Genomic DNA, 24,900 nt, shown 5'->3' on the forward strand with positions numbered 1-24,900 from the left:
TGTAACGTGAAGCTGCCCGGAGGGCTCCCTATGAGCTATGTGATCGACCGACGCCTCAATGGCAAGAACAAGAGCACGGTAAACCGCCAGCGTTTCCTGCGGCGCTACCGTGACCACATCAAAAAGGCTGTCGAAGAGGCGGTGAGTCGCCGCTCCATTACAGATATGGAACACGGCGAGCAAATCAGCATTCCCGGCCGGGATATCGACGAACCGGTGCTGCATCACGGCCGCGGCGGCAAACAGACTGTGGTTCACCCGGGAAACAAGGAATTCACCACCGGCGAGCATATCCAGCGCCCTCAAGGCGGTGGCGGTGGCAAAGGCCCAGGCAAGGCCGGTAACTCCGGCGAAGGCATGGACGAGTTCGTGTTCCAGATTACCCAGGAAGAATTCCTCGAATTCATGTTCGAAGACCTGGAACTGCCCAATCTGGTCAAGCGCAACCTGACCGGCACCGACACGTTCAAGACCGTACGCGCCGGCATCAGCAACGAGGGTAACCCCTCACGCATCAATATCATCCGTACCCTGCGCTCGGCCCATGCACGGCGTATCGCCCTGTCCGGCAGCAGCCGCGCCAAACTCAAGGAGGCCAAGGAAGAGTTGGCGCGCTTGAAGCGCGAAGAACCGGACAACTTCGGCGATATCCAAGAAATCGAAGCAGAAATCGAGAAACTCAGCGCGCGCATTCACCGCGTGCCATTCCTCGACACCTTCGACTTGAAGTACAACCTGCTGGTCAAGCAACCCAACCCCAGCTCCAAGGCAGTGATGTTCTGCCTGATGGATGTTTCCGGCTCGATGACCCAGGCGACCAAGGACATCGCCAAGCGCTTTTTTATCCTGCTGTACCTGTTCCTCAAGCGTAACTACGACAAGATCGACGTGGTGTTTATCCGCCATCACACCAGTGCCCGCGAGGTCGACGAAGAAGAGTTTTTCTACTCACGGGAGACCGGCGGCACCATCGTGTCCAGCGCGCTGAAATTGATGCAGGAAATCATGGCCGAGCGCTACCCGGCCAACGAATGGAACATCTACGCCGCCCAGGCTTCCGACGGCGACAACTGGAACGACGACTCGCCCATCTGCCGCGACATCCTGGTCAACCAGATCATGCCGTTCGTGCAGTACTACACTTATGTGGAGATTACCCCCCGCGAGCACCAGGCCCTGTGGTTTGAATACGAACGCATCGGTGAAGCCTTTGCCGATACCTTCGCCCAGCAACAACTGGTCTCGGCCGGCGATATCTATCCGGTCTTCCGTGAACTCTTCCAGCGCAGGTTAGTGACATGACCGCCAAAGAGCATAAGCGCCAACCCATTTCCACGGGGTCCGAATGGACCTTCGAACTGATCCAGGCCTATGACCGGGAAATCAGCCGTATTGCGGCCGGATATGCCCTGGATACCTACCCCAACCAGATCGAAGTGATCACCGCCGAGCAGATGATGGACGCGTACGCCTCGGTGGGCATGCCCCTGGGCTATCACCACTGGTCCTACGGCAAGCACTTCCTCAGCACCGAGAAATCCTACACCCGTGGCCAGATGGGCCTGGCCTACGAGATCGTGATCAACTCCGACCCGTGCATCGCCTACTTGATGGAAGAAAACACCATCTGCATGCAGGCATTGGTGGTGGCCCACGCCTGCTACGGTCATAACAGCTTTTTCAAGGGCAACTATCTGTTCCGCACCTGGACCGACGCCAGTTCGATCATCGATTACCTGGTGTTCGCCAAGCAGTACATCATGCAATGCGAGGAACGCCACGGGATCGACGCCGTGGAGGATCTGCTGGATTCCTGCCATGCCCTGATGAACTACGGTGTGGACCGCTACAAACGTCCCTACCCCATCTCTGCCGAGGAAGAACGGCTTCGCCAGAAGGATCGGGAAGAACATTTGCAAAAGCAGATCAACGATCTGTGGCGCACCATCCCCAAACGCGCCGACAAGAACAGCGACAAGGACAATGCGCGCTTCCCCGTCGAGCCCCAGGAAAACATCCTGTATTTCCTGGAAAAACACGCGCCACTGCTGGAGCCGTGGCAACGGGAGATCGTGCGGATCGTGCGCAAGATCGCGCAGTACTTCTATCCACAGCGCCAGACCCAGGTGATGAACGAGGGCTGGGCCACGTTCTGGCACTACACGCTGATGAACGACCTCTACGATGAAGGGCTGGTGACCGACGGCTTCATGATGGAGTTCCTCACCTCCCACACCAGCGTGGTCTTCCAACCGGGCTTCGACAGCCCCTACTACAGCGGCATCAACCCCTATGCCCTGGGCTTCGCCATGTACCGGGATATCCGACGCATGTGCGAACATCCCACCGAAGAAGATCGCCGCTGGTTTCCGGAGATCGCCGGCAGTGACTGGTTATCGACCATCAAGTTCGCCATGAGCAGCTTCAAGGACGAGAGCTTTATCCTGCAGTACCTGTCGCCCCAGGTGATTCGCGACCTCAAGCTGTTCAGCATCATGGATGACGACCTCAAGGACGACCTGCTGGTGCCCGCGATCCACGACGAAGCCGGCTACCGCACCATCCGCGAAACCCTGGCGGCCCAATACAACCTGGGCAACCGCGAGCCCAACGTGCAGATCTACAGCATCGACATGCGCGGTGATCGCTCCCTGACCCTGCGCCACCAGCAACACGACCGCAAACCCCTGGGAGAGTCCACGGACGAGGTCCTCAAGCACCTGCACCGACTGTGGGGTTTCGATATCCATCTGGAGACGCTGCAAGGCGACCAGGTCATGAAGACCCATCATGTTCCGCCGCGCAATGACCACAACGACAACGACTACGGCCGCCTGGACCTGGCCGTGGTCCACCTTTGACGCAGCAATGCCTCCATTGGCCTGGCACAGGCGTTATCCTGTAGGGCTAATGGAGGCTTTTTCATGCAAATCTACAAAGTCGGCGGAGCGGTGCGTGATCGCTTGCTGGGCATTGCCGTTACCGATATAGATCGGGTCGTTGTTGGCGCCACCACCGAACAAATGCTCGCCAAGGGCTATCGGCCCGTAGGTTCTGACTTTCCGGTCTTCCTTGATCCGAACAACAACGAGGAGTACGCCCTCGCCCGCACAGAGCGCAAAAGTGGCCGGGGTTATGGCGGCTTTGTGTTTCATGCCAGCCCCGAAGTCACTCTCGAACAAGACTTGATCCGCCGCGACCTGACCATCAACGCCATGGCCGAAGACGACGACGGCAACCTGACCGACCCGTATAACGGCCAGCGCGACCTGCAAGCCCGGGTGTTGCGCCACGTCTCCCCGGCATTCGCCGAAGACCCCCTGCGTGTACTGCGAGTGGCGCGGTTTGCCGCACGGTATGCCGGCCTCGGTTTTACTATCGCCCCCGAAACCCTGGAATTGATGCGCCAACTCAGTGACTCCGGTGAACTGGAAGCCCTGACGCCAGAACGCAGCTGGAAGGAAATTTCCCGGGCCCTGATGGAAGATCAGCCACAGGTGTTTATCCAGGTGCTGCGTGACTGCCACGCCCTGAAAACCCTGATGCCAGAAGTGGATGCGCTGTTTGGTGTGCCCCAGCCCGAAGCCCACCATCCCGAGATCGATACCGGCATCCATACCCTGAGCGTGCTGGAACAGGCGGCCCTGCACGCCCAGCCCCTGACTGTGCGCTGGGCCTGCCTGCTGCACGACCTGGGCAAGGGCCTGACACCTGTGGATAAGTTACCCAGGCATATCGCTCACGAGCAGCGGGGCCTGAAGCTGATCAAAGCGGTCAATGAACGCTTCAAAGTGCCAAAGGACTGCCAGGAATTGGCGCTGCTGGTCGGCGAATATCACACCCATGGGCATCGGGCACTGGAGCTTAAGGCCTCGACCCTGCTGGAGTTGCTGCAGAGTTTTGACGTGTTTCGCCGGCCACAGCGCTTTGAAGAGTTTGTCGTCGCCTGCGAAATGGACGCACGGGGCCGCAAGGGCCTTGAGCAGAGAAGTTATCCACAAGCGGATTATTTGCGGGGTGCCGCGCAGGTGGCGCGAGGTGTTGCCGTGGCGCCGCTGCTGGAGAAAGGCTTCAAGGGCCCGCAATTGGGCGAGGCGCTCAAGCGTGAACGGCTCAACGCCCTGAAAGCCTACAAAGAACAGCATTCAGTGTAGGAGCGGGCTTGCCCGCGATGACTATCGGTATCTACACAACTTTGCCGCAACACTTAAATCCAGGCAGATAGCGTAGTTGTGGCGAGCGGGCTTGTCGGAACGCCGCATCGCCCGCGCTGGGCTGCGAAGCAGCCCCAAAACCAGCCGCTGCGGTGTATCTGGTACAACGCATTCGGCTTATTGGGGCTGCTTCGCAGCCCAGCGCGGGCGATGCGGCGTTCCGACAAGCCCGCTCGCCACAGGGGAGTTCATCAGTTTCTGAAGTTGTGTAGATACCTATGCCGCGATGGCGTCAGCAGCATCCCCGCAAACCAGAGGGCGCCGTCGCCGGCAGGCCGCCCCCTACAGGCCCTGGGTGAGCTGCTGACCGCGCCATTTGAAGGCAACCGGGGCCAGCACCTGATCGATCTGCGCGTCGCGCCACAACGCGGCAAACGTCTTGCCCACCTCCGGATGCACACGCTCTGGCGCCATCAACGATAGCGGCCACAACACAAAGGCGTTCTTCAGGATTTCTGCCCGCGGCAACACCAATCCATCGAAGTTACCGCTCAGGTCGCCATACAGCAGCACATCGATATCCAGAGGCAGGCCTTTGCGATCCGGCGCATAGCGACCATTGTCGGCCTCGATGAACTTCAACCGGCGATCCAGTTCCATCAAGGGCAAATCGGTGTATGCCGACACCACTAGGTTGAAAAACGGCCCGCTCTTGATTCCCACTGGCTGGCTTTCGAACACCGCCGAACAGCGCAGGTCCGTCAAAAAGCCCGCCAACGCGTCAAGGCCCGCGCACAGGTGGGACTCGCGCTCGATATTGCTGCCAAGACCAAGGTAAACCTGAGTTAGCGACATCCGCGCTCGATCTCCACGCCCACACCCTTGGCGGCCGGGACTGCACCGGGCTTGGTCAGCTTGAGGTGCAGCCAGGGAATCTGGAACTCTTCCATCAGGACTTGCGCCAGGCGCTCGGCAAACGTTTCCACCAGTTGGAATTGCGCTTGCGCAGCAAAGGCCTGGATACGTGTGGAAACGCTAGCGTAGTCGAGCGCCAGGGTCAGGTCATCACCCGCTGCCGCCGGGCGATTGTCCCAGGCGAAACTCAGGTCCAGGCGCAGACACTGACGGATACCTCGCTCCCAGTCGTAGGCCCCGATCACGGTGTCGACTTCCAGGCCTTCGATAAACACTCTGTCCAAGCACTCTTCTCCACAGCACGACAAGGGCGCAATGCCCCGTTAGAATCAAGGCGTCCTCGCCCGGAATAGTTAGCATGTCTTGGTTACTGGCGACCCTCGCCTACCTGCTCGGCTCGCTGTCCTTTGCCATCTTGCTCAGCCGCCTGACGGGAAATCCCGACCCGCGAATGAGTGGCTCAGGCAATGCCGGCGCCACCAATATGTTGCGCCTGGCCGGCAAAAAACTCGCCGTACTGACCTTGTTCGGCGACGTCTGCAAAGGCCTGCTGCCGGTACTGATCGCCGATCTCGCTGGCCTCTCCCTGCAACAACAGGCCTGGATTGGCGTATGCGCCGTGCTCGGCCATCTGTTCCCTCTGTACTTTCGCTTTCGCGGTGGCAAGGGCGTCGCGACAGCCGCCGGCATGCTGCTGGGGATCTATCCTCCGGCAGCGCTGCTGGCCATTGCCGCCTGGCTACTGACGTTCTACCTGACCCGCACCAGTTCCCTCGCGGCATTGATCGCCACACCGATGACCTTGCCGCTGCTGGCCTGGCAGGAACCAGCAGCACTGCTGCCGATGAGCGTACTCACCCTGCTGATTGTCTGGCGCCATCGCGGCAATTTACGCGACCTGTTTGCCGGGCGCGAACGGCATTTTTAAATACGCCCGGTGAACCCGGCTCATGTTTGCCCGCTCACAACGGCGGCAACTGCTCCATCGGCCAGCGCGCCTGCACGCTGATGGCCAAGCTCTCATGCTGGCCAGCCTGCAAGCGCTGGCACCCGGCAAAAGCAATCATCGCGCCGTTATCGGTACAGAACTCGGGGCGCGCGTAAAACACATCGCCCTTGAGGTCACCGAGCATCTTTTCCAGTGACAGACGCAAGGCCTTGTTGGCGCTGACGCCTCCAGCAATGACCAGGCGCTTCATGCCGGCCTGCTTCAACGCACGCTTGCACTTGATGGTCAAAGTCTCCACCACCGCCTGCTGGAACGCCAGAGAGATGTCGCAACGGGCTTGCTCACTGTCGTCCCCGGCGCTGACGCTTTGCTGCCAGGTGTTCAAGGCCGAGGTTTTCAAGCCACTGAAGCTGAACATCAGGCCAGGGCGATCGCACATGGGGCGCGGGAAGGTATAGCGCCCAGGGACGCCTTTTTGCGCCAGACGCGCGATTTCCGGACCGCCGGGATAATTGAGGCCCATCATCTTGGCAGTCTTGTCGAACGCTTCACCGGCGGCATCATCCAGGGTTTCCCCCAGAAGCGTGTACTGACCGATTGCATCGACCTGAACCAGCTGCGTATGGCCGCCCGAAACCAACAAAGCGACGAACGGGAACTCAGGCGGGTTTTCTTCCAACATCGGCGCCAGTAAATGGCCTTCCATGTGGTGCACGCCAAGGGCTGGAATACCCCAGGCAAATGCCAGCGCCTGGGCGCAGGAGGCCCCAACCAGCAGGGCTCCGACCAATCCAGGGCCGGCGGTGTAGGCGATGGCATCGATCTCGGTCGCCACACAATCGGCCTCGTCCAACACCTGGCGGATCAATGGCAACATGCGTTTGACGTGATCGCGGCTGGCGAGCTCCGGCACCACGCCGCCATAGGCCCGATGCAGGTCTATCTGACTGAACAGTGCATCGGCCAAAAGCCCGCGTTCACTGTCGTAAAGCGCGACGCCGGTCTCGTCGCAGGAGGTTTCTAAGCCCAGTACTAACATGGGTTTGCGCCTTGTAGAGGCTGAATTCGAAGGCGCGCATAATAGTCGCCACGCCCCCTCCCGACTAGCGGTTTTCGATCAGAGGCTTTGCATTCCGGGCAATGAGGGGTTAACATCCGCAACCCTTAAAAACCGACGACCTCAGCCGCGAATTTTTTGCGACGAGAACGTTGATTCCCGGTAATGAAAGAAGGTAGCTCTGGATGCCAGCCGTCAAAGTAAAAGAGAACGAACCCTTCGACGTAGCTCTGCGTCGTTTCAAGCGCTCCTGCGAAAAAGCCGGTGTTCTGGCTGAAGTTCGTAGCCGCGAATTTTATGAGAAGCCAACTTCTGAGCGTAAGCGTAAAGCAGCAGCCGCTGTTAAGCGTCACGCCAAGAAAGTTCAGCGCGAACAGCGCCGCGCCGTTCGTCTGTACTAATACACAGACGTTCGTAGCAAGCTTCTGCCAAGCCCGGCCCTCAGCCGGGCTGTTGGCATTTGCGGATATCGCTTGATGCTTCACCGTCGACGCCGCACATGCGACCGAGACAAAGCTTCACTGCTTCAAACGTCAGGACTGGCTCTTTTGCCAGCGGTGCACGTCTCTTCTGACGAGCCTATCAAGGCTACTGACGAGCACACTTATTTTTCCAGGCAGACGATCAATAGGTCGACTGTGCCCCACGATGAGCTTCCGAGGCCGCCATTGGCCGTGACCGGACTCCAGGGCAACACTTTCAAACACGTCGAAGACTGATTGGAACTAACGTCAGTGAGCGCTCGACAGATACACTCCCTGACAACCCAAACAGACAATCGATGATCAAGCCGCCGACGATATGCGCGCCTTGAGTGCGTCGCGGGCCCTCATTTACACGCAGTGATGACGAGAACGCCATGGCCGGGCTAATTCCCCAGAGCTTTATTGACGACCTTCTGAACCGCACCGACATCGTCGATGTTGTCAGCTCACGCGTGCAAATGAAAAAGGCTGGCAAGAACTACACTGCCTGCTGCCCGTTCCACAAAGAAAAGACTCCATCGTTCAGCGTCAGCCCTGACAAGCAGTTCTACTACTGCTTCGGCTGCGGCGCGGGCGGCAACGCGCTCGGCTTTATCATGGACCACGACAACCTGGACTTCCCCCAGGCCGTCGAGGAACTGGCAAAAGCCGCCGGCATGGAAATCCCCCGCGAAGAAAGCGGCCGGCCGCACAAACCGCGCCAGCCCACCGATTCGCCGCTGTACCCGCTGCTCACCGCCGCCGCCGAGTTCTACCGCCAGGCCCTGAAAAGCCATCCCCAGCGCAAAGCCGCCGTGGACTACCTCAAGGGCCGCGGCCTGACCGGGGAAATCGCCCGCGACTTCGGCCTGGGCTTCGCCCCGCCGGGCTGGGACAACCTGTACAAGCACCTGAGCAGCGACACCCTGCAGCAAAAAGCCATGATCGACGCTGGCTTGCTGGTGGAAAACGCCGAGACCGGCAAGCGCTATGACCGCTTCCGCGACCGAGTGATGTTTCCGATCCGCGACAGCCGTGGCCGCATCATCGCCTTCGGCGGCCGGGTGCTGGGTGACGACAAGCCCAAATACCTGAACTCACCGGAAACCCCGGTATTTCACAAGGGCCAGGAACTCTACGGCCTGTTTGAAGCGCGCAAGAACAACCGCAATCTCGATGAAATCATCGTGGTTGAAGGCTATATGGACGTTATCGCCCTGGCCCAGCAAGGCTTGCGCAATGCCGTGGCTACCCTCGGCACCGCCACCAGCGAAGAACACATGAAACGCCTGTTTCGCGTGGTGCCCAGCGTGCTGTTCTGCTTCGACGGTGACCAGGCCGGCCGCAATGCCGCCTGGCGCGCCCTCGAAGCCACCCTGCCGAGCCTGCAGGACGGGCGCCGCGCGCGCTTTCTGTTCCTGCCCGAAGGTGAAGACCCGGATACCCTGGTGCGCTCCGAAGGCACCGATGCGTTTCGCGCCCGCATTCATCAGCACGCACAGCCCCTGGCCGATTATTTCTTCCAGCAATTGACCGAAGAAGCCGACCCGCGCTCCCTCGAAGGCAAGGCCCACATGGCCACCCTCGCGGCCCCGCTGATCGACAAGGTTCCCGGCGCCAACCTCAAGGCCCTGATGCGCCAGCGCTTGCTGGAAATCACCGGGCTGAGCGGCGAGGCGGTCAGCCAGCTGGTGCACAGCGCCCCCCAGGACGCGCCACCGGCCTACGATCCGGGCTTCGACTACGACGCCATGCCGGACTATGGGGATTTTCACCAGCCTCAAGAAGCCTTTGTGCCGCAACAAGACTGGACATCGAAGAAACCCGGCGCCGGCGGCAAGAAATGGGACAAGAAGCCCTGGAACAAAAACGGCAAGCGCGGCGACCGCGACGAACCGTACGCCCCGCGCACGCCGGTGGCCGTAGAAGCGCCGACGCTGATTGCCCTGCGCACCCTGATCCACCACCCGCAACTGGCGGGCCGAGTGGAAAGCGCCGAACATTTTGCCAACGAAAGCAACACCTACGCCCAGGTGCTGATTGCCCTGATCGAGGCCGTGCAGAAAAATCCTAAGCTAAACTCAATCCAACTGATGGCTCGCTGGCATGGCACAGAGCAAGGACGTCTTTTGAAGGCACTCGCAGAAAAGGAATGGTTAATTGACGGCGATAACCTTGAACAACAGTTTTTAGACACCATTACTAGGTTATCTGCGGGTCAACATACACAGACCCTCGATGAACTTATCAAGAAAGCAAGGCAGCCAGGATTGTCGGCTGAAGAGCAAATTCAGATAGCAAAGCAGATGCGCGACCTCTTAAAACAGAATGTTTCCGCATCAAACCCGACCTCAGCTGGCGTGTGAGGTCATAGCTCGGGTATAATCCTCGGCTTGTTTTTTGCCCGCCAAGACCTTCAGTGGATAGGGTGTTATGTCCGGAAAAGCGCAACAGCAGTCTCGTATCAAAGAGTTGATCGTCCTTGGTCGTGAGCAGGGTTACCTGACTTACGCGGAGGTCAACGACCACCTGCCGGAGGATATTTCAGATCCGGAACAGGTGGAAGACATCATCCGCATGATTAACGACATGGGGATCAACGTATTCGAAGCTGCGCCAGATAAGGATTCTCTTATGCTGGCGGACGCCGATACCGACGAGGCCGCCGCTGAAGAAGCTGCTGCCGCGCTGGCTGCAGTGGAGACCGATATCGGTCGCACCACCGACCCTGTGCGCATGTATATGCGTGAAATGGGTACGGTTGAGCTGCTGACACGCGAAGGCGAAATCGAAATCGCCAAGCGTATCGAAGAGGGCATCCGCGAAGTGATGGGCGCAATTGCGCACTTCCCCGGCACGGTTGACCACATTCTCTCCGAGTACACCCGCGTTACCACCGAAGGTGGCCGCCTGTCCGACGTCCTGAGCGGTTATATCGACCCGGACGACGGCATTACGCCGCCTGCTGCCGAAATACCGCCGCCTGTCGACCCGAAGGCCGTGAAAGCGGACGACGAAACCGACGACGACGAGGCTGAAGCCAGCACCGACGACGAAGAAGAAGTCGAAAGCGGCCCGGATCCGATCATCGCAGCCCAGCGCTTTGGCGCGGTCTCCGATCAGATGGAACTGGCGCGCAAGGCCCTGAAGAAGCATGGTCGTGGCAGCAAGCAGGCAACCGCCGAACTGCTGGCCCTGGCTGAGCTGTTCATGCCGATCAAACTGGTGCCGAAGCAATTCGAAGGCCTGGTTGAGCGGGTTCGTAGCGCCCTTGAGCGTCTGCGTGCACAAGAGCGTGCGATCATGCAGCTCTGTGTCCGTGATGCGCGCATGCCGCGTACCGACTTCCTGCGCCAGTTCCCGGGCAATGAAGTTGACGAAAGCTGGACCGACGCACTGGCCAAGGGCAAAAGCAAATACGCTGAAGCCATTGGTCGCTTCCAGGCCGACATCGTTCGTTGCCAGCAGAAGCTGACTGCATTGCAGACCGAAACCGGTCTGACGATTGCCGAGATCAAGGACATCAACCGTCGCATGTCGATCGGCGAGGCCAAGGCCCGTCGCGCGAAGAAAGAGATGGTTGAAGCAAACTTGCGTCTGGTGATCTCCATCGCCAAGAAGTACACAAACCGTGGCTTGCAATTCCTCGACCTGATCCAGGAAGGCAACATCGGCTTGATGAAGGCTGTGGACAAGTTCGAATACCGTCGCGGCTACAAGTTCTCGACTTATGCCACCTGGTGGATCCGTCAGGCGATCACTCGCTCGATCGCCGACCAGGCCCGCACCATCCGTATTCCGGTGCACATGATCGAGACCATCAACAAGCTCAACCGCATTTCCCGGCAGATGTTGCAGGAAATGGGTCGCGAACCGACCCCGGAAGAGCTGGGTGAACGCATGGAAATGCCTGAGGATAAAATCCGCAAGGTATTGAAGATCGCTAAAGAGCCGATCTCCATGGAAACGCCGATTGGTGATGACGAAGACTCCCATCTGGGTGACTTCATCGAAGACTCGACCATGCAGTCGCCAATCGATGTCGCCACCGTTGAGAGCCTCAAAGAAGCGACACGCGACGTACTGTCCGGCCTCACTGCCCGTGAAGCCAAGGTACTGCGCATGCGTTTCGGCATCGACATGAATACCGACCACACCCTCGAGGAAGTCGGTAAGCAGTTTGACGTGACCCGCGAGCGGATCCGTCAGATCGAAGCCAAGGCGCTGCGCAAGTTGCGCCACCCGACGAGAAGCGAGCATTTGCGCTCCTTCCTCGACGAGTGATCACAAAACCCCCAGGCCCAGGCCTGGGGGTTTTGCTTTGTGCAGATTAAATCTCCCCCGCTTTACCCCCCTCGTAATGCCCGTCTACACTCGAATTATTCCCCGTGCCATAACGAGACCGTTATGCCCAGACTGCCGACCGTGCTGCTGCTGTCGCTGCTGACCTGGACCGCAACGGCTGGCGCGTTGACTCTCACTGATGAAGAGCATGGCTGGTTGGCGGACCACCCGGAGTTGCGCCTGGGCGTTGATGCATCGTGGCCGCCATTTGAATATCGCGATGAAGAAGGCCGCTACCAGGGACTGGCCGCTGACTATGTTCGTTTGATCCAGGATCGCCTGGGCATCAAGGTCAAGTTGATCGAACCCGCCAACTGGAGCGCACTGCTGGAGCAGGCCAGGAACAACCAGCTCGATCTATTGCCGGGCATTATGTCCACCCCGGAGCGCCTGGGTTTCCTGGCATTTTCCCGGCCTTACCTCGACTTCCCGATAGTCATTCTCGCCCACGAAGGCGGCGCCCAGCCCCGCTCCCTCAAGGACCTGTATGGGCTGAAGATTGCCGTGGTGGAGAACTATGCTCCCCACGAGTTGCTGCGCACCCACCATCCCGACCTGAACCTGGTGGCGATGCCCAACGTCAGCTCGACGTTGCAGGCCCTGGCCACCGACGAGGTGGACGCCGTCGTCGGAGACCTGGCCTCCAGTGTCTGGAGCCTGCGCCAGCTCAAGCTCGATGGTTTGTATGTCAGTGGCGAAACGCCTTATCGCTATCAACTGGCCATGGGCGTGCCCCGCGAGAACAAAATGCTGATTGGCATTCTGGATAAAGTCCTCGCCGACCTCAGCCCCAGGGAAATTGACGAGATCCAGCAACACTGGGTTGGCAATGTCATCGACCACCGCTCCTTCTGGGCCGACTTGCTGCTCTACGGCCTGCCTGCCGTGCTGCTGCTGAGCACCGTGCTGGCCATCGTGATTCGGATCAATCGCCGGCTCAGTTCGGAGATTTCCCGCAGGGTGGCCCTGGAGCAGGAGTTACGCAGCAGCGAATACCATTACCGCGGACTCGTGGAAAGCCTGTCAGCTATCGCCTGGGAAGCGGACATCAACGATTTCACCTACAGCTATGTGTCACCCCATGCCGAGGAGCTGCTCGGGTATCCACGGGCGCACTGGCTGATCCCAGGCTTCTGGCGCAATATCATCCACCCCGCCGACCTGACCCGCGCCGACACCTTCTGCCAACGGGAAACCCGCGCCAACCGCGACCACAGCATCGATTACCGGGTAATCACCGCCGACGGCCGTTGCCTATGGGTCAGGGACATTGTCAGCCTGATCAAGCATGGGCATGAGCCCGTCATGCGAGGCCTGATGATCGATATCAGCGAGGCCAAGCGCACCGAGGAAGCATTGCAGCTCTCACAGGAGAAGTTCGCCTCGGTGTTCCAGCAATGCCCGGACATACTGGTGATCGCTCGCTTGTCCGATGGTTGCCTGCTGGAGGTCAACAAGGCATTCGAGGACCAGATTGGCCTGAGCGCCGCAGACGTCATCGGCAAGACCGCCACCGAACTGAACATCTGGGGCATCCAGGGCGTGGGCCCCAACCTGCTCAAGCGCGTGCAGACCACCAGCATCCGCAATCTGGAGATGCCATTCCTGCGCAGTAATGGCCAGGCGTTTACAGGGCTGATCTCCGCCGAACCGTTCCAGCTCGATGCTACCGAAGCGCTAGTAGTGGTGGTGCGGGACATCACCCAACTGAAGGAAACCCAGCAGCTACTGCAGACTTCCGAAGAAAAATTCGCCAAGGCCTTCCATGCCTCGCCCGACGGCTTGTTGCTGACACGCCAGCACGATGGCCTGCTGTTGGAGGTCAACGAAGGCTTTAGCCGTATCACCGGTTTCAACAGTGCAATGTCCCTGGACCAATCGACCCTGGACCTGGGCATCTGGGTGGACTTGAACGAACGCAAACACATGCTCGACCTGCTGCATCGCGACGGCCTGGTGCGTGATTTCATCTGTCATATCCGGCGCAGCGACGGCCAGATTCGCCTGTGCGAAGTATCCAGTCGTCCACTGCCGATCGGGGATGACGACTGCATGCTGACCATCGCCCGCGACATTACCGAACGCCAGTTGATGCAGGAAAAGCTGCAACAGGCCGCGACGGTTTTTGAAAGCACGGCCGAAGGCGTACTGATCACCGATACCCGGCAAAACATCAGCGCCGTCAACCGTGCCTTCAGCGAAATCACCGGCTACAGCGAGGCCGAGGCCCTCGGTCATACCCCGCGCCTGCTGGCCTCCGGCCTGCACGACAGCGCATTCTACGCCGCCATGTGGCATCAACTGACCGCCAACGGCCACTGGCAAGGCGAGATCTCCAACCGACGCAAGAACGGCGAGCTGTATCCCAGTTGGCTGACCATCAGCGCGGTGCGCAACCACGAGCAGTCAATCACCCACTTCGTGGCGGTATTTGCCGACATCTCCAGCCTCAAGCACGCCCAGGCACGACTCGACTACCAGGCGCATCATGATCCGCTTACCGGGCTGCCCAACCGCACCCTGTTTGAGAACCGCCTGCAGACCGCCCTCAATAACCAACAGGAAACCGGCAACCAGGGTGCTGTGCTGTTTCTCGACCTCGACCGTTTCAAACACATCAACGACAGCCTCGGCCACCCGATTGGCGACCTGCTGCTCAAGGACATCGCCGTGCGCCTCAAGGAGCAACTGCGCGACATCGACACCGTGGCCCGCCTGGGCGGTGACGAATTCATCATCCTGCTACCCGGCCTGCAACAGGCCAGCGATGCCCAGCACCTGGCGAATAAACTGCTGGCCTGCTTCACCCTGCCTTTTCAGGCGGGCGAGCACGAGTTCTTCATCAGCGCCAGCATCGGCACCAGCCTCTATCCGCAGGACGGCATCGACGTCGCCACCCTGGTCAAAAACGCCGATGCCGCCATGTACCGCTCCAAAGCCAAGGGCCGCAATCGGGTCGAACGCTATACCCAGGACCTCACCGCCCAGGCCAACGAGCGCGTTGCCCTAGAGCACGAACTGCGCCGGGCCATAGAACGCGATGAGTTGTTTCTGTACTACCAACCGAAGCTGAGCCTGGAAACCCAGCAACTGATCGGCGCCGAAGCCCTGATCCGCTGGCGCCACCCCACCTTTGGCGACGTGCCCCCCGAGCACTTCATAGCCCTGGCCGAAGAGAACGGCATGATCCTGCAAATCGGCGACTGGGTCCTGGAACAGGCTTGCCGCCAATTGCATCAATGGCGAAAGTCCTATGACCCCTTCGGCCCCCTCTCCGTCAACCTTGCCGGAGCCCAACTGCGCCACCCCAACCTGCTGGGGCGTATCGAACAACTACTGCGAGACAACCGCCTGGAACCGGACTGCCTGCAACTGGAGATCACCGAAAACTTCATCATGAGCCAGGCCGAAGAAGCCCTGGAAGTGCTGCATAAACTCAAGCGCCTGGGCGTACAACTGGCCATCGACGACTTTGGCACCGGCTACTCGTCCTTGAGTTATCTCAAGCGCCTGCCCCTGGACTTCCTGAAAATCGACCAATCCTTCGTCCGCGGCCTGCCAGACGACCCCCACGACGCCGCCATCGTGCGCGCCATCATCGCCCTGGGCCACAGCATGCAATTCACCATCATCGCCGAAGGCGTGGAAACCCCCGCCCAGCAAGCCTTCCTCGCCGACGAAGGCTGCGAACAAATGCAAGGCTACATCGTCAGCCTGCCCCTCCCCGCCGACATCTTCGCGGCAACCTTCCTCCACATGACCCATTCAGATTTTTCGGATAGCACAGTGGAGAAACCATCGTTATAATCCGCGACCTACTGAGGGCCTATAGCTCAGTTGGTTAGAGCAGGGGACTCATAATCCCTTGGTCGTAGGTTCTTATGTGGTACGAATGTTAGTGTGGCATTTGAACCTGATTTTTGATAGCTTTGCACCTTCTCAGCGCCACTGTAGCTCAATTGGTTAGAGCAACCGACTCATAATCGGTGGGTCGCGGGTTCGATTCCCGCCGGTGGCCCCATCCCCCTTACAATCAAGCACTTAGCGCACTCCGCAGACGGCCAACGGCCATGCTGACGGAGCTTTCTGCGTTGGCCTGATTCACCCACTTGAGCCTTTTTCCTTGACAAAGGCAAGTGCGACACCCAAAGCTAATAGGGTGTGGTATTTGGAATAAGAGCTCATGAAGAACTTCATCTTGGTCGAAGCGCCCGTTACGAGCGAGGCTAACTACATCCTGCTTCATCTCGACCCTGGCATGCCCGACGAGGCACGCGAGTTCAAACCGTTCACCGACTACACGACTTGGCTGGCACGTAGGGGCTATGCCGTAAACACTGATAAGCTCTACTCGGAGCACGTTAGCCGCTTCATCGACTACGTGTATGAGGCGTCGAAGACCCAATTTCCTGCAGATGTCGAGGTCACTATCGAGACCGTCATCTACAGCTATCAGGTTTATCTCCTCTTCGGTACAGACGCCACGAACCCGATAGCGAAGACCCTGGCTTATAGTCTGGGGAAGACGCGGCTCACAGGTCAAAACTCAATCGCAGAGTCTATAGAATCATCTATCCGGTGGTTTCTTGAAGTAGCCGAGTCAAAAAACATTACAACACCTGACCATCTTTTCAGTCGGTTCTACTCGAGCCGGGCCGAATATCGAAGCCAATATGAGGTTTCGGCCCACAAGGCCAATTCGTGGATGGCAGCAGTCATTCGTGGCTCGCTTAACTCAGTGTTGCCTAAGCGCAAGCAAGATAAGCTGTTTGCTAAAGCAGGGCGTAGGAACAGGAAAAACGACAAGCAGCCGTTCAAGATTCTCCCATTCCCTATAGAACGATCCGTCGACTTTCTCAGACAGGCCAAGCCTGCAAAGTCCACGACATTTTACAGGGACATGACGCTATATGCCCTACTCGCCGCGACAGGTTCGCGTACAAGCGAGGCGCTACAAGTTCGAATGCCTGACATCGATGGTGACGATTTTGCAGTGTTCCTACGCGACCCCTTTGCAAGGAAAACGCCTGGCATTACTGAAGAAGAGCATAAGCTTCTCTCCTGGAAAGGTCGGGAGACCGAGGTGACCTTCATGATTGAGCCATTCGCTAAAATATTCTGGGAGAACCTTGAGAAGTACCTGACCCTAGAATACAACTCCAGCGTTGGACATGATTTCTTATTTCAAAACTCTGACGGTAGGCCCTTCTTCGCAAGCGACAGGAGTAGCCGTGACAAAACCCTCAAGAAATACGCCTTGAAGGCAGGCTTGCCGGACGTCACAGGCATCAGCACTCATTCGCTTAGGCATATGTACGGAACTTACACGCTTAATTACATGCCAGTTCCTGGACAGCCCCTTCCTGGCCTGCCCATTACATACGTTAAGATCCTGATGGGCCATGCCAGCGTTACATCCACGATGAAGTACGCGAAGCATGACACCGACATCATCGAAGCATACATTCAACATGCTAACCAGTACGTCATGCAAAGAGGCGATGCCTCCTTTACCACAATTCGCGAAGAATTTTATCTACGCCAGCTCGAAGTATTGAAGGACGAGGCGAATCGCATTCAAGGGACGCAACATGATTAACCTGACTAAGGATATTCAGATTATCAAAACTGGAGCACCTCTTGATAGCTCCATTAAAGAGGCGATCACGAAAGCCAAGGCTTGCGTCTGCAAAGAGCTGTTTGGCACGAACTATATCTCTCCAAGTAAGGTAACAAGCGGCGCTCGTAACGAATATTACAACGCGTCCATCGTGCGCCTGTTTGATGACCACCTGAACGTGTCGAATGCACCTATTTATGATGAAGTGTGGGTGCGTAATGCTTTAGCTTGCACGAAAAAGACTGCGCCGATAGAACTTGCGAAGCAGGTCGTTCCGAAGGCCTCTATTGACTGGCTCAACAAGTCTTCCTTGGAGAGGCTGAGTAAAGACTGCGTCTTAATTCTTCACTTTCTCTGGCAGGAGCGAGCTGTCCTGCTCCCGGCTGACCTAAGAAAGCCCACGGTTCACAATCAGGACGAAGGAACCAACTTCTATGAGTTTGCTGCAGCATCCTATACCGAGGTGCTTGCATTTGTGAGCAAACCGTTTGTCTCGCATGTTCTCTACGAAGACATTCCGGACATTACCTCCGTAATGAAGCCTAGTGCCGTCAAAAACTTTGGATGGTACGCATGGCGCATGATTCGTTGCACAGACTGGCATAGAATCGAAGACATCAATCCAAATGACATCGCTGACCTCTCCGACCACTTGGTCTTAACGCGAAGAAATGACGTTGACTGGTTCCAGTACCCCATCGCCCCAGCCGCGTTTTGGAACTATGTTCAGAGGCTGTATTCTGACAGATGTAGCCAGGCCGCCGTCCGCCCTAAAAATGATTTGCACGCCAGTAGAAAAGCGCTGGCCTCTGGCGAATATGACTATCCTGATGAGCACAAGGAAAGTGTCGAGTCGTGGTTGAAATATCAGGACAAATACACCGCTTTACAAAAGTCTCGGGGAATTAAGTCTTTCGACGCTTACAGCAAGAGCTTCTCAGTTCTGAATACCTGGTTGTTTGGCGAATACCCTACTGCCACGGGATTGCTTCCTCCTCACCCAAGTGAGCTTAATCGGACGCACATGGAAGGCGATGGATACATAGGCTTTCTCACTTTTCTTCGCAGAGGCAGGTCAAACTCAACGATCCAGCAGATCATGTACCACATCACCAGTTTCTTCAACTACTTGACGGCTCACTCGAGCGCCGACGAGAAACTTTCTGGTTTTGTTTGCCCCATACTTGAGCTCGATTTCCCCATCGTGCGAAGAAGGAATGGCTCTAATAAGCCTGCATTTCATTCTGAGCATTTCCCATACCTTCTCCAATACTGCTACGCGATAGAGTCTTTCACAACTCACCTAGCCGAAAGGGTATATCACGAACAAATAAACCTGTTCGACGAAAAATTTCGAGCTGATATTGAAACAAAGAACTGGAACAATACCCAAAAAATCGTTCAAACTGAAAAACTTGGGTACGTTCCAATTGTGTTCTACCGGAACCCATCATTTGACGCTTCGCAGCCTAAATCCGAAAATAATCGCCCCATGAAGTATGAGGCGCTGCGACTTCTTCCAAGGTTCGTCGTGCCAATTATTGAACACTCGGTTGAACGCGAAGGAAAGTGGGTGTTCTATCCTCAGCTCAATTACATCAGACATAATATCATCGCACTGGAGACAGGGGTTCGTAGTATTCACATACGCTGGCTAGAGAGGCGAACCTATGATATGCGAATTGATCGTTCAAGACCCCTGCCTCCGCTTTGCAAGTTACGCATCAACACTGACAAAGTAAACGGCCCGTGGGACGCTACTGTTTCGAAGACGGTAATTGAACTGCTAGATCGTCAAAAAGCCATGATCCCTTGGTTTAACGATCCCGCAATGGATGTCGAAACTTGGTATGACTACCATGAAGAAAATGAGCATGGCAAAATCATCACGCTATTTCCGAAGGGAACAAGTCCTGGCGTGCTGACTCCGGAGGCCTATGCGAAATATTTCAAAAGGCTAATTTATTCTTTCGACTTGTTCTGCAGGTTTCAGCTGGGCATTGAGGCGACGAACGCTATGCCAGAGGCTGTGGGGGATCTGGAGTCTATTGATGATCCTCACGACTATCTCACCGCGATCAAACTTGAGGGACAGGCCTGCAAATTAATCGAACATACCCCGCACTCCTGCCGAGTATCAGTTGTATCTGAATACATCCCAATTTTGCCGCCACACATCATCGGCGCATTTATTACCGGCCATGCCAGTGATGAACATGTAATGTATTACGCAAAAGTTGACCCTGCATACCTGAAATCGGTTGCCCAGTATCAAAAACTGAGTGTTGAGCATGGATGGCTAGTTGACCGCCCAGCAATGTCTAACATCAAAGCAGAAGACGTTGCATCGAAGCTTCAGCAGGCTTTCCGGCGAGACAAGGAGAAGTCTCTGATTGACTTCGGTGCGATCTCATTTGACCGTGAGACCAAGGATGATGTGGTTTCGGGCGTCAGGGAGACAAGGCAGCGCCCCATCGACTCGCTGGCCTTCATGCCCACTCATATCTGCCCGTTTGGTAATCGCTGCCCAGCGGACGTCATTAAAGACCTGGGTGCCATTCCTGAGATAAGCATGCCGTGCGGGGGCTGCTATTACTCGGTCAAAACTGTCGACCACCTGCCAAGGATATACGGTCACATTCGTGTGCTAACTGACGAGTGCAGCGAGCTGGAGGCCTATATCGCTGAGTCTAAAAGGAATGGAGCATCGCCTGAAAGCCTTGTCCCAAAAGCCAATCGTCGCAAATTCCTCGCCGCAGAGATCATTTCATGGAGCGTTACTGCTCACTGCCTCGAGCAAATGCATAACGAAATCAAAACGCGTGAGAGCTTCCTGGTAGAGAAACCTGAAATCGTCTCAGAGCACCTGGAGCGCTTAGAGCTCAAGAAAGACTCGCTTTCCAACCTGATTGCTCGCACTGCAGAAGCCAAGTCGCATGCGGAGTATTTCACTCCACAGTTAGACAAGCAGGTTAAAGTGGCAAGAAACAAGCTCCTAGCATTCACTGGGGACTTTAACCGCATGCTGCAAGAAGCTCCTACAGGATTCACGTTGATCGATGAATTTAGGGGCCTGATTCGGTCTACGTGTGAAGTTCTGGGTCTTTCACTGCATGATTTGAATGATGCAATGAGTAAGCCCATGGCCTTGGAACGACCTACTGCAATCCTGAAGCTAATTTCGAGCCCAGGGGGTGTTTCTGCATGAGCAAAGGTGCGAAAAAGGGCCAAAACCGATTTGCAGGCTCTCAAAAGCTGAACCGCGACTATAGAATTTCCCGAATTAAAGACGAAGTAATACCTAAGCTGAAGTCTTTCGTAGGAAAAGCATCATTCGATGGGGTTACGCCTTACTCAAGATTCTGCGCCGAACTTTACAACGATGGGCTTCCTGTAAACGAAAAGAAGATTGGCTACAGAACCTTGGTACAGAGCACTGACTATTGGACTCTGCTCGGGCCAATATTCTTCAAGCACTGGGATGCTGCTGGAAACATGGAGCCTAAGAAGGACAAGCTTGTCGGAAAGCTGGCCGTTCAGCGAGCAGACCAACTTCAAGCTGAGACAGAGAAACTGAGGAAGGAGGTCGAAGCTCTGCGCTCAGCCCTCCGTAGCCATGGTGCTCAGCCAGTAACCCTGCCAGACACAACGCATGTGGATCAAGGATTCATGGCGAAGTTTGACAAAACCTGCCGGGCCCTTAAGTTGGTTCTCGATGCAAGTGAAGGGATGTTTACGGTTGACATGCAGGCTAAAAAGATTTGCTGCAGTTTTGACGACCTTGAACCTAGGGAGGGACTCGTGCCAACAGAGGTGGTTGAGCCGTTCATTCTGTGGTTGAAAGCGAAAGAGAAAAGCCATGGACACAAGTGATCAGAAGCGCTCTCCGTACGACCGCTATAGGGACTACGTGCTGCAACTGGAACAGGCTGGGGAGAAATTTCCTATGAACCAGTTTGGCGCCGTCAACTTCAGCAAAATCGCTGATGAATGTGGTAATCGTAGGCAGTGGTTTTCTGAAAGCGCCAAGAAGGTCTTTTGCTCCCAGGGCCAGACCCTGGAACAGGTCATCGCGAAGGACATTCGCCGCATAGGCAGCGAGTTTGTTGCGGCCAAAGACCCCGAGTCTCTGGCGGTTGATATGGCGGATTCGAAAAGTCGCGAAGCCAATCGCTTGCGAGTAATGCTTGAGCAAAAGTCGAAGGAAAACGAACTGCTTCGCGAGCAAGTTGAGCGACTCTCTGCCGAGCTACGGTTGCTTCGGACATCTGCACAGGAAATCAGTAGCCAGCAGGACTTAATGATCGACTCTGGGCGGTCATTCATCCTATGAGCAACCTGTCGAGCGTGATCCAGGTGAGCTCGGTGAAGCCAGGCAGTTTCGGTGGTGCAGTCTTCTCCGGGCGCATCATTGGCCAAAACAAAATTTACACCTGCAGAGCCAGTTATAAAATCATCACCCGCATTCCTCAACCAGGTGAATGCTGGCAGTTCAAAGGCTCGATCACAGGGCATGATCAGTTCAGGGATTTCGTTCTGATCGAGAGCTGCCATATCGTAAACCTGCCCATTGCGGCGTATGTGGAACGATTGCTGGTAAAGCATCCTGCATTTCGCGGGCTGTCATTCGGCAAAGCGAAAGTCTCGAAACTGGTCAGGGCATTTGGCGCAGAAAACCTTGCTCAGGCATTGACTGCTGGCAGGGTCAGCTACCTGGCGGAATTTATTAATCCCGATCTCGCCCAGAAGGTCGTGGATGCTTGGAGGACGCTGCAGGATGAGATTTCAACGATTGAGTTTCTCATGGAACACCACTTCGACCCTGGGCTCGCCAAAAGCATTCTCAAGGTTTGCCAGACCAATACGGTAGAGCGTCTGAAGCTTAACCCGTACAGCCTCGTTGCGTTTCAAGGCATCCACCCGAACATATGGAAAATCGTGGACGCCGCAGCAGCTAAGCTAGGCATATCTCGTGATGACCCACGCAGGCTGGCCGGCCTTGTGGAGAACTTGCTGTATGTGCGCCTGGATCAGGGTCATACGGCATACCGAATCGAAGAACTAAAAACCGCCCTGATGCAGAAGCTTTCATCCGCCAGACTGGTAGACCAAGCTATCGACTGTGCCCTACAAAGGCGTGCTGTATGCGTGAAGACGCATCAAGGGACGACACTCATCCAGCCACTGGGCGCGGCCCTTATCGAAAGTAAACTTGAGCAGCGAGTCGCTACTCTACTGTCCGCTCAGGCCTCATTGCTCCACGGTTCTGCGCAGGAACTGGAGCAAGCGATTGAAGATTACTCCGCACATAGTCAGAGCACCTTTGGGTACTCGCTTACTCAAGACCAGAAAAACGCAGTGCGAATGGCGCTTACTAATCGCATCAGCACGCTGACTGGGTTCGGCGGTACTGGCAAAACAACCGTGCTGAAAGCCATCGTGGATATAGCTTCTCGGCACCGCCCAGTGCATGTCCTAGCACTGAGCGGAAAAGCCAAGGAGCGGGCCAAGGAGTCTGTTGGCCGAGACACCCACACGATCCACAGCTTTTTGATCAAAATCAGCGCCGCAAGCTCAGGGTTCAACACTGGGGGCGACCCGCTCGTAGTCATTGACGAATCCAGCATGGTGGACATCGCCTTGATGCTGAAACTGCTGAATGCGTTCGCAAAGAAGGAACTGTCTCTCTTGCTAGTAGGCGATACCGGTCAGCTATCACCGGTAGGCTATGGAATATTCTTCCATGCCCTGGTCAAATCAAAGGCGATACCGTCGACCCATCTGACCAAGGTTCACAGGTCTATCGACAACAGTCACCTTCAGAACATCGCCATGAAGATTAGATCGGGTCATCTGGACACATTGCCATTCTGGAATGGCGAGCGCGATGGGGTTTATCTGATCCCCTGCACGAACACGCAGGACATGCTGACACACCTCGCGAAGATCAAGCAGATCATCCCTGATGCTCAGATTCTGACGCCCCACATGTCCGAGCGCATGCCGGATTCCGGGCACAAGATAAACAACCATCTGCAAAGCGTCCTCCAGCACACAGACGAGACGCTGGGCATTTGGATGGGCAAATACTGGCTGCGAGTGAATGACCCCGTCATCGTGACCCAGAATAGCTACGAGCATAATTTGTTCAATGGCAATACCGGGATCATGTCCGGCGTTACGTCAATCGATGGCCAGATCTATGGTGCATGTCTCTTCAATGGGATCGAAGTCACCCTATCCAGGATGGACTTGTTCGTGCTCGGGATGAAGCTCGCTTACGCCATCTCAATTCACAAGTCGCAAGGCAGCGAGTACGAGACGTCCATCATTTGCTCTCTGAGCCAAAGCGAATTTGTGGAACGCAGCATGCTCTACACCGGCGTGTCACGATCAAAGCGGCTGGCCTTGATCCTAAGCACTCAGGACATTGTGCAGCAGGGGGTAGCTCGCCCAAATCGAAGCGACACGCTCTGTGTTGGCTTTTCGGTTTGAATTCCTAATCGTTAGTTAGCAACAATGTTTTGGACTGGGCTACCCCTTCAGGCGTCTTGCACTCCTAGTATGATCGCAGGATCCGCGCCCAATACCTTAGGTAGGAGTATGTCCTTGAAGCTGCTTACAAGCCTTTGGAACGTCATTAGTCCCGACCGACGCCCCGAGCGGGAGAAGGCGCGTGAACGCGAGTTCATCCTGGCGGCGAACTCCTTGAAGACCCTCTCGGTTACTGACCGGGGTGGAATGTCTATCGACCCGGAAGAGATTCGCGACCAGATCATCGCCTCACGTGAGCAGCTCAAGCATCTCGTCCACAAACCTGGTGCGCCTGGCGGGCCATTCAAAGCAGCGGTACATGTCCAGGTGGAACAGGAAGAGAGTCCCGCCGTAGAGGCTCCAGTGAGCGCATTAGACTGTAGGGAAGTGGTGACTTGGCGTCGGCTCCATAGTGGCGCTGCTGTGCGCTATGTGTGCCTCCAGTCTACGAATACCGGCTGTTACGCTGTGGCGACGGCTAGTCTCTTCTCAAATGGCCAAGAGAGTCTCCCGCCTTGGGTCGACGGCAATACCAACAGGCAAGTTGCAAATGCCCTACGGCTCGGTGATCTTCAGTGGTACTCGACTTTGAGCGAGGCGATGGATGCATGGGATGCAGAGCTCTGATGGCTCCACTAAGCGTCATCACTGACGCCAAGGCCCCCAAGTTGGCGGGTTATCCACGATATCGATGGACGTGCTGAGTTCGTACTGCATGTGCTCGAAGACTCTGTCGAGACGTGGATGAGCTTTCGATTCTCGTAGTGCACTCACTAATTCCAATAGCTCCCGCCCTTGAGCCACAGGCATTTGGATATCGCAATACACGGTGTCATCGCCGCCTCGCTCCATGTCTAGTCTCC

General features: G+C 56.5%; 17 protein-coding genes and 1 tRNA gene. 14 read left to right on the forward strand and 4 right to left on the reverse strand.

The window, feature by feature from the left end:
• The first annotated feature begins 30 nt into the window (after positions 1–30).
• The 3 genes from JTY93_RS24365 to JTY93_RS24375 all read left to right on the forward strand — a co-directional run bounded on the left by JTY93_RS24365 (position 31) and on the right by JTY93_RS24375 (position 4,154).
• Positions 31–1,302, forward strand: coding sequence for a YeaH/YhbH family protein (locus tag JTY93_RS24365; RefSeq protein ID WP_029296821.1), 1,272 nt, complete (start codon positions 31–33; stop codon positions 1,300–1,302).
• Positions 1,299–2,861 (forward strand): SpoVR family protein, encoded by a 1,563-nt coding sequence (locus JTY93_RS24370; protein ID WP_029296823.1) that lies wholly within the window; start codon positions 1,299–1,301, stop codon positions 2,859–2,861. Before JTY93_RS24365 ends, JTY93_RS24370 begins: the two co-directional genes overlap by 4 nt.
• 63 nt (positions 2,862–2,924) lie before the next feature.
• A complete protein-coding gene (locus JTY93_RS24375; RefSeq protein ID WP_205477966.1) occupies positions 2,925–4,154 on the forward strand; it encodes a multifunctional CCA addition/repair protein in 1,230 nt (409 codons plus the stop codon).
• A 342-nt stretch (positions 4,155–4,496) separates the two neighbouring features.
• Here JTY93_RS24375 and folK read toward each other — a convergent pair whose 3' ends face one another.
• Both folK and folB read right to left on the reverse strand, forming a co-directional pair.
• Complete coding sequence (folK, locus tag JTY93_RS24380; protein WP_205476295.1) at positions 4,497–5,009, reverse strand: 2-amino-4-hydroxy-6-hydroxymethyldihydropteridine diphosphokinase; 513 nt, start codon at positions 5,007–5,009, stop codon at positions 4,497–4,499.
• Positions 5,000–5,353 (reverse strand): dihydroneopterin aldolase, encoded by a 354-nt coding sequence (gene folB / locus JTY93_RS24385; protein WP_029296829.1) that lies wholly within the window; start codon positions 5,351–5,353, stop codon positions 5,000–5,002. Before folB ends, folK begins: the two co-directional genes overlap by 10 nt.
• 74 nt (positions 5,354–5,427) lie before the next feature.
• Between folB and plsY the strand changes: the two genes are divergently transcribed.
• The gene (gene plsY, locus JTY93_RS24390) at positions 5,428–5,997 is read left to right on the forward strand and encodes a glycerol-3-phosphate 1-O-acyltransferase PlsY (RefSeq protein ID WP_205476294.1); all 570 of its coding nucleotides are present in this window, start codon (positions 5,428–5,430) and stop codon (positions 5,995–5,997) included.
• 34 nt (positions 5,998–6,031) lie between these two features.
• On the opposite strand, the gene tsaD is transcribed toward plsY, so the two are convergent.
• Positions 6,032–7,057 carry a tRNA (adenosine(37)-N6)-threonylcarbamoyltransferase complex transferase subunit TsaD gene (tsaD, locus tag JTY93_RS24395; RefSeq protein WP_205476293.1) on the reverse strand — a complete coding sequence of 342 codons (1,026 nt, stop codon included), beginning with the start codon at positions 7,055–7,057 and terminating at the stop codon, positions 6,032–6,034.
• Between the two features lie 203 nt (positions 7,058–7,260).
• On the opposite strand from tsaD, the gene rpsU reads away from it, so the two are divergent.
• From rpsU to JTY93_RS24445, 10 genes are all read left to right on the forward strand, one after another.
• The gene (gene rpsU, locus JTY93_RS24400) at positions 7,261–7,476 is read left to right on the forward strand and encodes a 30S ribosomal protein S21 (protein WP_002551877.1); all 216 of its coding nucleotides are present in this window, start codon (positions 7,261–7,263) and stop codon (positions 7,474–7,476) included.
• Positions 7,477–7,934: 458 nt separating this feature from the next.
• On the forward strand, positions 7,935–9,905 hold the full coding sequence (gene dnaG / locus JTY93_RS24405; RefSeq protein ID WP_205476292.1) for a DNA primase: 1,971 nt from the start codon (positions 7,935–7,937) through the stop codon (positions 9,903–9,905).
• Between the two features lie 67 nt (positions 9,906–9,972).
• Positions 9,973–11,823 carry an RNA polymerase sigma factor RpoD gene (rpoD, locus tag JTY93_RS24410; RefSeq protein ID WP_029296867.1) on the forward strand — a complete coding sequence of 617 codons (1,851 nt, stop codon included), beginning with the start codon at positions 9,973–9,975 and terminating at the stop codon, positions 11,821–11,823.
• 123 nt (positions 11,824–11,946) lie between these two features.
• Complete coding sequence (locus JTY93_RS24415) at positions 11,947–15,690, forward strand: bifunctional diguanylate cyclase/phosphodiesterase (protein ID WP_205476291.1); 3,744 nt, start codon at positions 11,947–11,949, stop codon at positions 15,688–15,690.
• Between the two features lie 137 nt (positions 15,691–15,827).
• Positions 15,828–15,904, forward strand: a tRNA-Ile gene (locus JTY93_RS24420).
• A gap of 162 nt (positions 15,905–16,066) precedes the next feature.
• A complete protein-coding gene (locus JTY93_RS24425) occupies positions 16,067–17,482 on the forward strand; it encodes a tyrosine-type recombinase/integrase (protein ID WP_096144466.1) in 1,416 nt (471 codons plus the stop codon).
• On the forward strand, positions 17,475–20,711 hold the full coding sequence (locus JTY93_RS24430; RefSeq protein WP_096144465.1) for a hypothetical protein: 3,237 nt from the start codon (positions 17,475–17,477) through the stop codon (positions 20,709–20,711). Before JTY93_RS24425 ends, JTY93_RS24430 begins: the two co-directional genes overlap by 8 nt.
• Positions 20,708–21,376: a hypothetical protein gene (locus JTY93_RS24435; protein ID WP_096144464.1), complete on the forward strand. Its 669-nt coding sequence runs from the start codon at positions 20,708–20,710 to the stop codon at positions 21,374–21,376. The genes JTY93_RS24430 and JTY93_RS24435 overlap by 4 nt, the downstream gene beginning before the upstream one ends.
• Positions 21,363–21,836, forward strand: a complete 474-nt coding sequence (locus JTY93_RS24440) for a hypothetical protein (protein ID WP_096144463.1) — start codon at positions 21,363–21,365, stop codon at positions 21,834–21,836. The genes JTY93_RS24435 and JTY93_RS24440 overlap by 14 nt, the downstream gene beginning before the upstream one ends.
• Positions 21,833–23,998, forward strand: coding sequence for an AAA family ATPase (locus JTY93_RS24445; protein WP_198863118.1), 2,166 nt, complete (start codon positions 21,833–21,835; stop codon positions 23,996–23,998). The genes JTY93_RS24440 and JTY93_RS24445 overlap by 4 nt, the downstream gene beginning before the upstream one ends.
• A gap of 684 nt (positions 23,999–24,682) precedes the next feature.
• On the opposite strand, the gene JTY93_RS29455 is transcribed toward JTY93_RS24445, so the two are convergent.
• Positions 24,683–24,889, reverse strand: a complete 207-nt coding sequence (locus JTY93_RS29455) for a hypothetical protein (RefSeq protein ID WP_096143045.1) — start codon at positions 24,887–24,889, stop codon at positions 24,683–24,685.
• Between the last annotated feature and the right edge of the window lie 11 nt (positions 24,890–24,900).

Source organism: Pseudomonas hygromyciniae, from assembly GCF_016925675.1.
Classification (GTDB): Bacteria; Pseudomonadota; Gammaproteobacteria; order Pseudomonadales; family Pseudomonadaceae; genus Aquipseudomonas; species Aquipseudomonas hygromyciniae.

Coding starts and splice junctions, on each gene's coding strand:
- JTY93_RS24365 (WP_029296821.1), top strand. CDS start 31: ATGAGCTATGTGATCGACCGACGCCTCAATGGCAAGAACAAGAGCACG.
- JTY93_RS24370 (WP_029296823.1), top strand. CDS start 1,299: ATGACCGCCAAAGAGCATAAGCGCCAACCCATTTCCACGGGGTCCGAA.
- JTY93_RS24375 (WP_205477966.1), top strand. CDS start 2,925: ATGCAAATCTACAAAGTCGGCGGAGCGGTGCGTGATCGCTTGCTGGGC.
- folK (WP_205476295.1), bottom strand. CDS start 5,009: ATGTCGCTAACTCAGGTTTACCTTGGTCTTGGCAGCAATATCGAGCGC.
- plsY (WP_205476294.1), top strand. CDS start 5,428: ATGTCTTGGTTACTGGCGACCCTCGCCTACCTGCTCGGCTCGCTGTCC.
- tsaD (WP_205476293.1), bottom strand. CDS start 7,057: ATGTTAGTACTGGGCTTAGAAACCTCCTGCGACGAGACCGGCGTCGCG.
- rpsU (WP_002551877.1), top strand. CDS start 7,261: ATGCCAGCCGTCAAAGTAAAAGAGAACGAACCCTTCGACGTAGCTCTG.
- dnaG (WP_205476292.1), top strand. CDS start 7,935: ATGGCCGGGCTAATTCCCCAGAGCTTTATTGACGACCTTCTGAACCGC.
- rpoD (WP_029296867.1), top strand. CDS start 9,973: ATGTCCGGAAAAGCGCAACAGCAGTCTCGTATCAAAGAGTTGATCGTC.
- JTY93_RS24415 (WP_205476291.1), top strand. CDS start 11,947: ATGCCCAGACTGCCGACCGTGCTGCTGCTGTCGCTGCTGACCTGGACC.
- JTY93_RS24425 (WP_096144466.1), top strand. CDS start 16,067: ATGAAGAACTTCATCTTGGTCGAAGCGCCCGTTACGAGCGAGGCTAAC.
- JTY93_RS24430 (WP_096144465.1), top strand. CDS start 17,475: ATGATTAACCTGACTAAGGATATTCAGATTATCAAAACTGGAGCACCT.
- JTY93_RS24435 (WP_096144464.1), top strand. CDS start 20,708: ATGAGCAAAGGTGCGAAAAAGGGCCAAAACCGATTTGCAGGCTCTCAA.
- JTY93_RS24440 (WP_096144463.1), top strand. CDS start 21,363: ATGGACACAAGTGATCAGAAGCGCTCTCCGTACGACCGCTATAGGGAC.
- JTY93_RS24445 (WP_198863118.1), top strand. CDS start 21,833: ATGAGCAACCTGTCGAGCGTGATCCAGGTGAGCTCGGTGAAGCCAGGC.
- JTY93_RS29455 (WP_096143045.1), bottom strand. CDS start 24,889: ATGGAGCGAGGCGGCGATGACACCGTGTATTGCGATATCCAAATGCCT.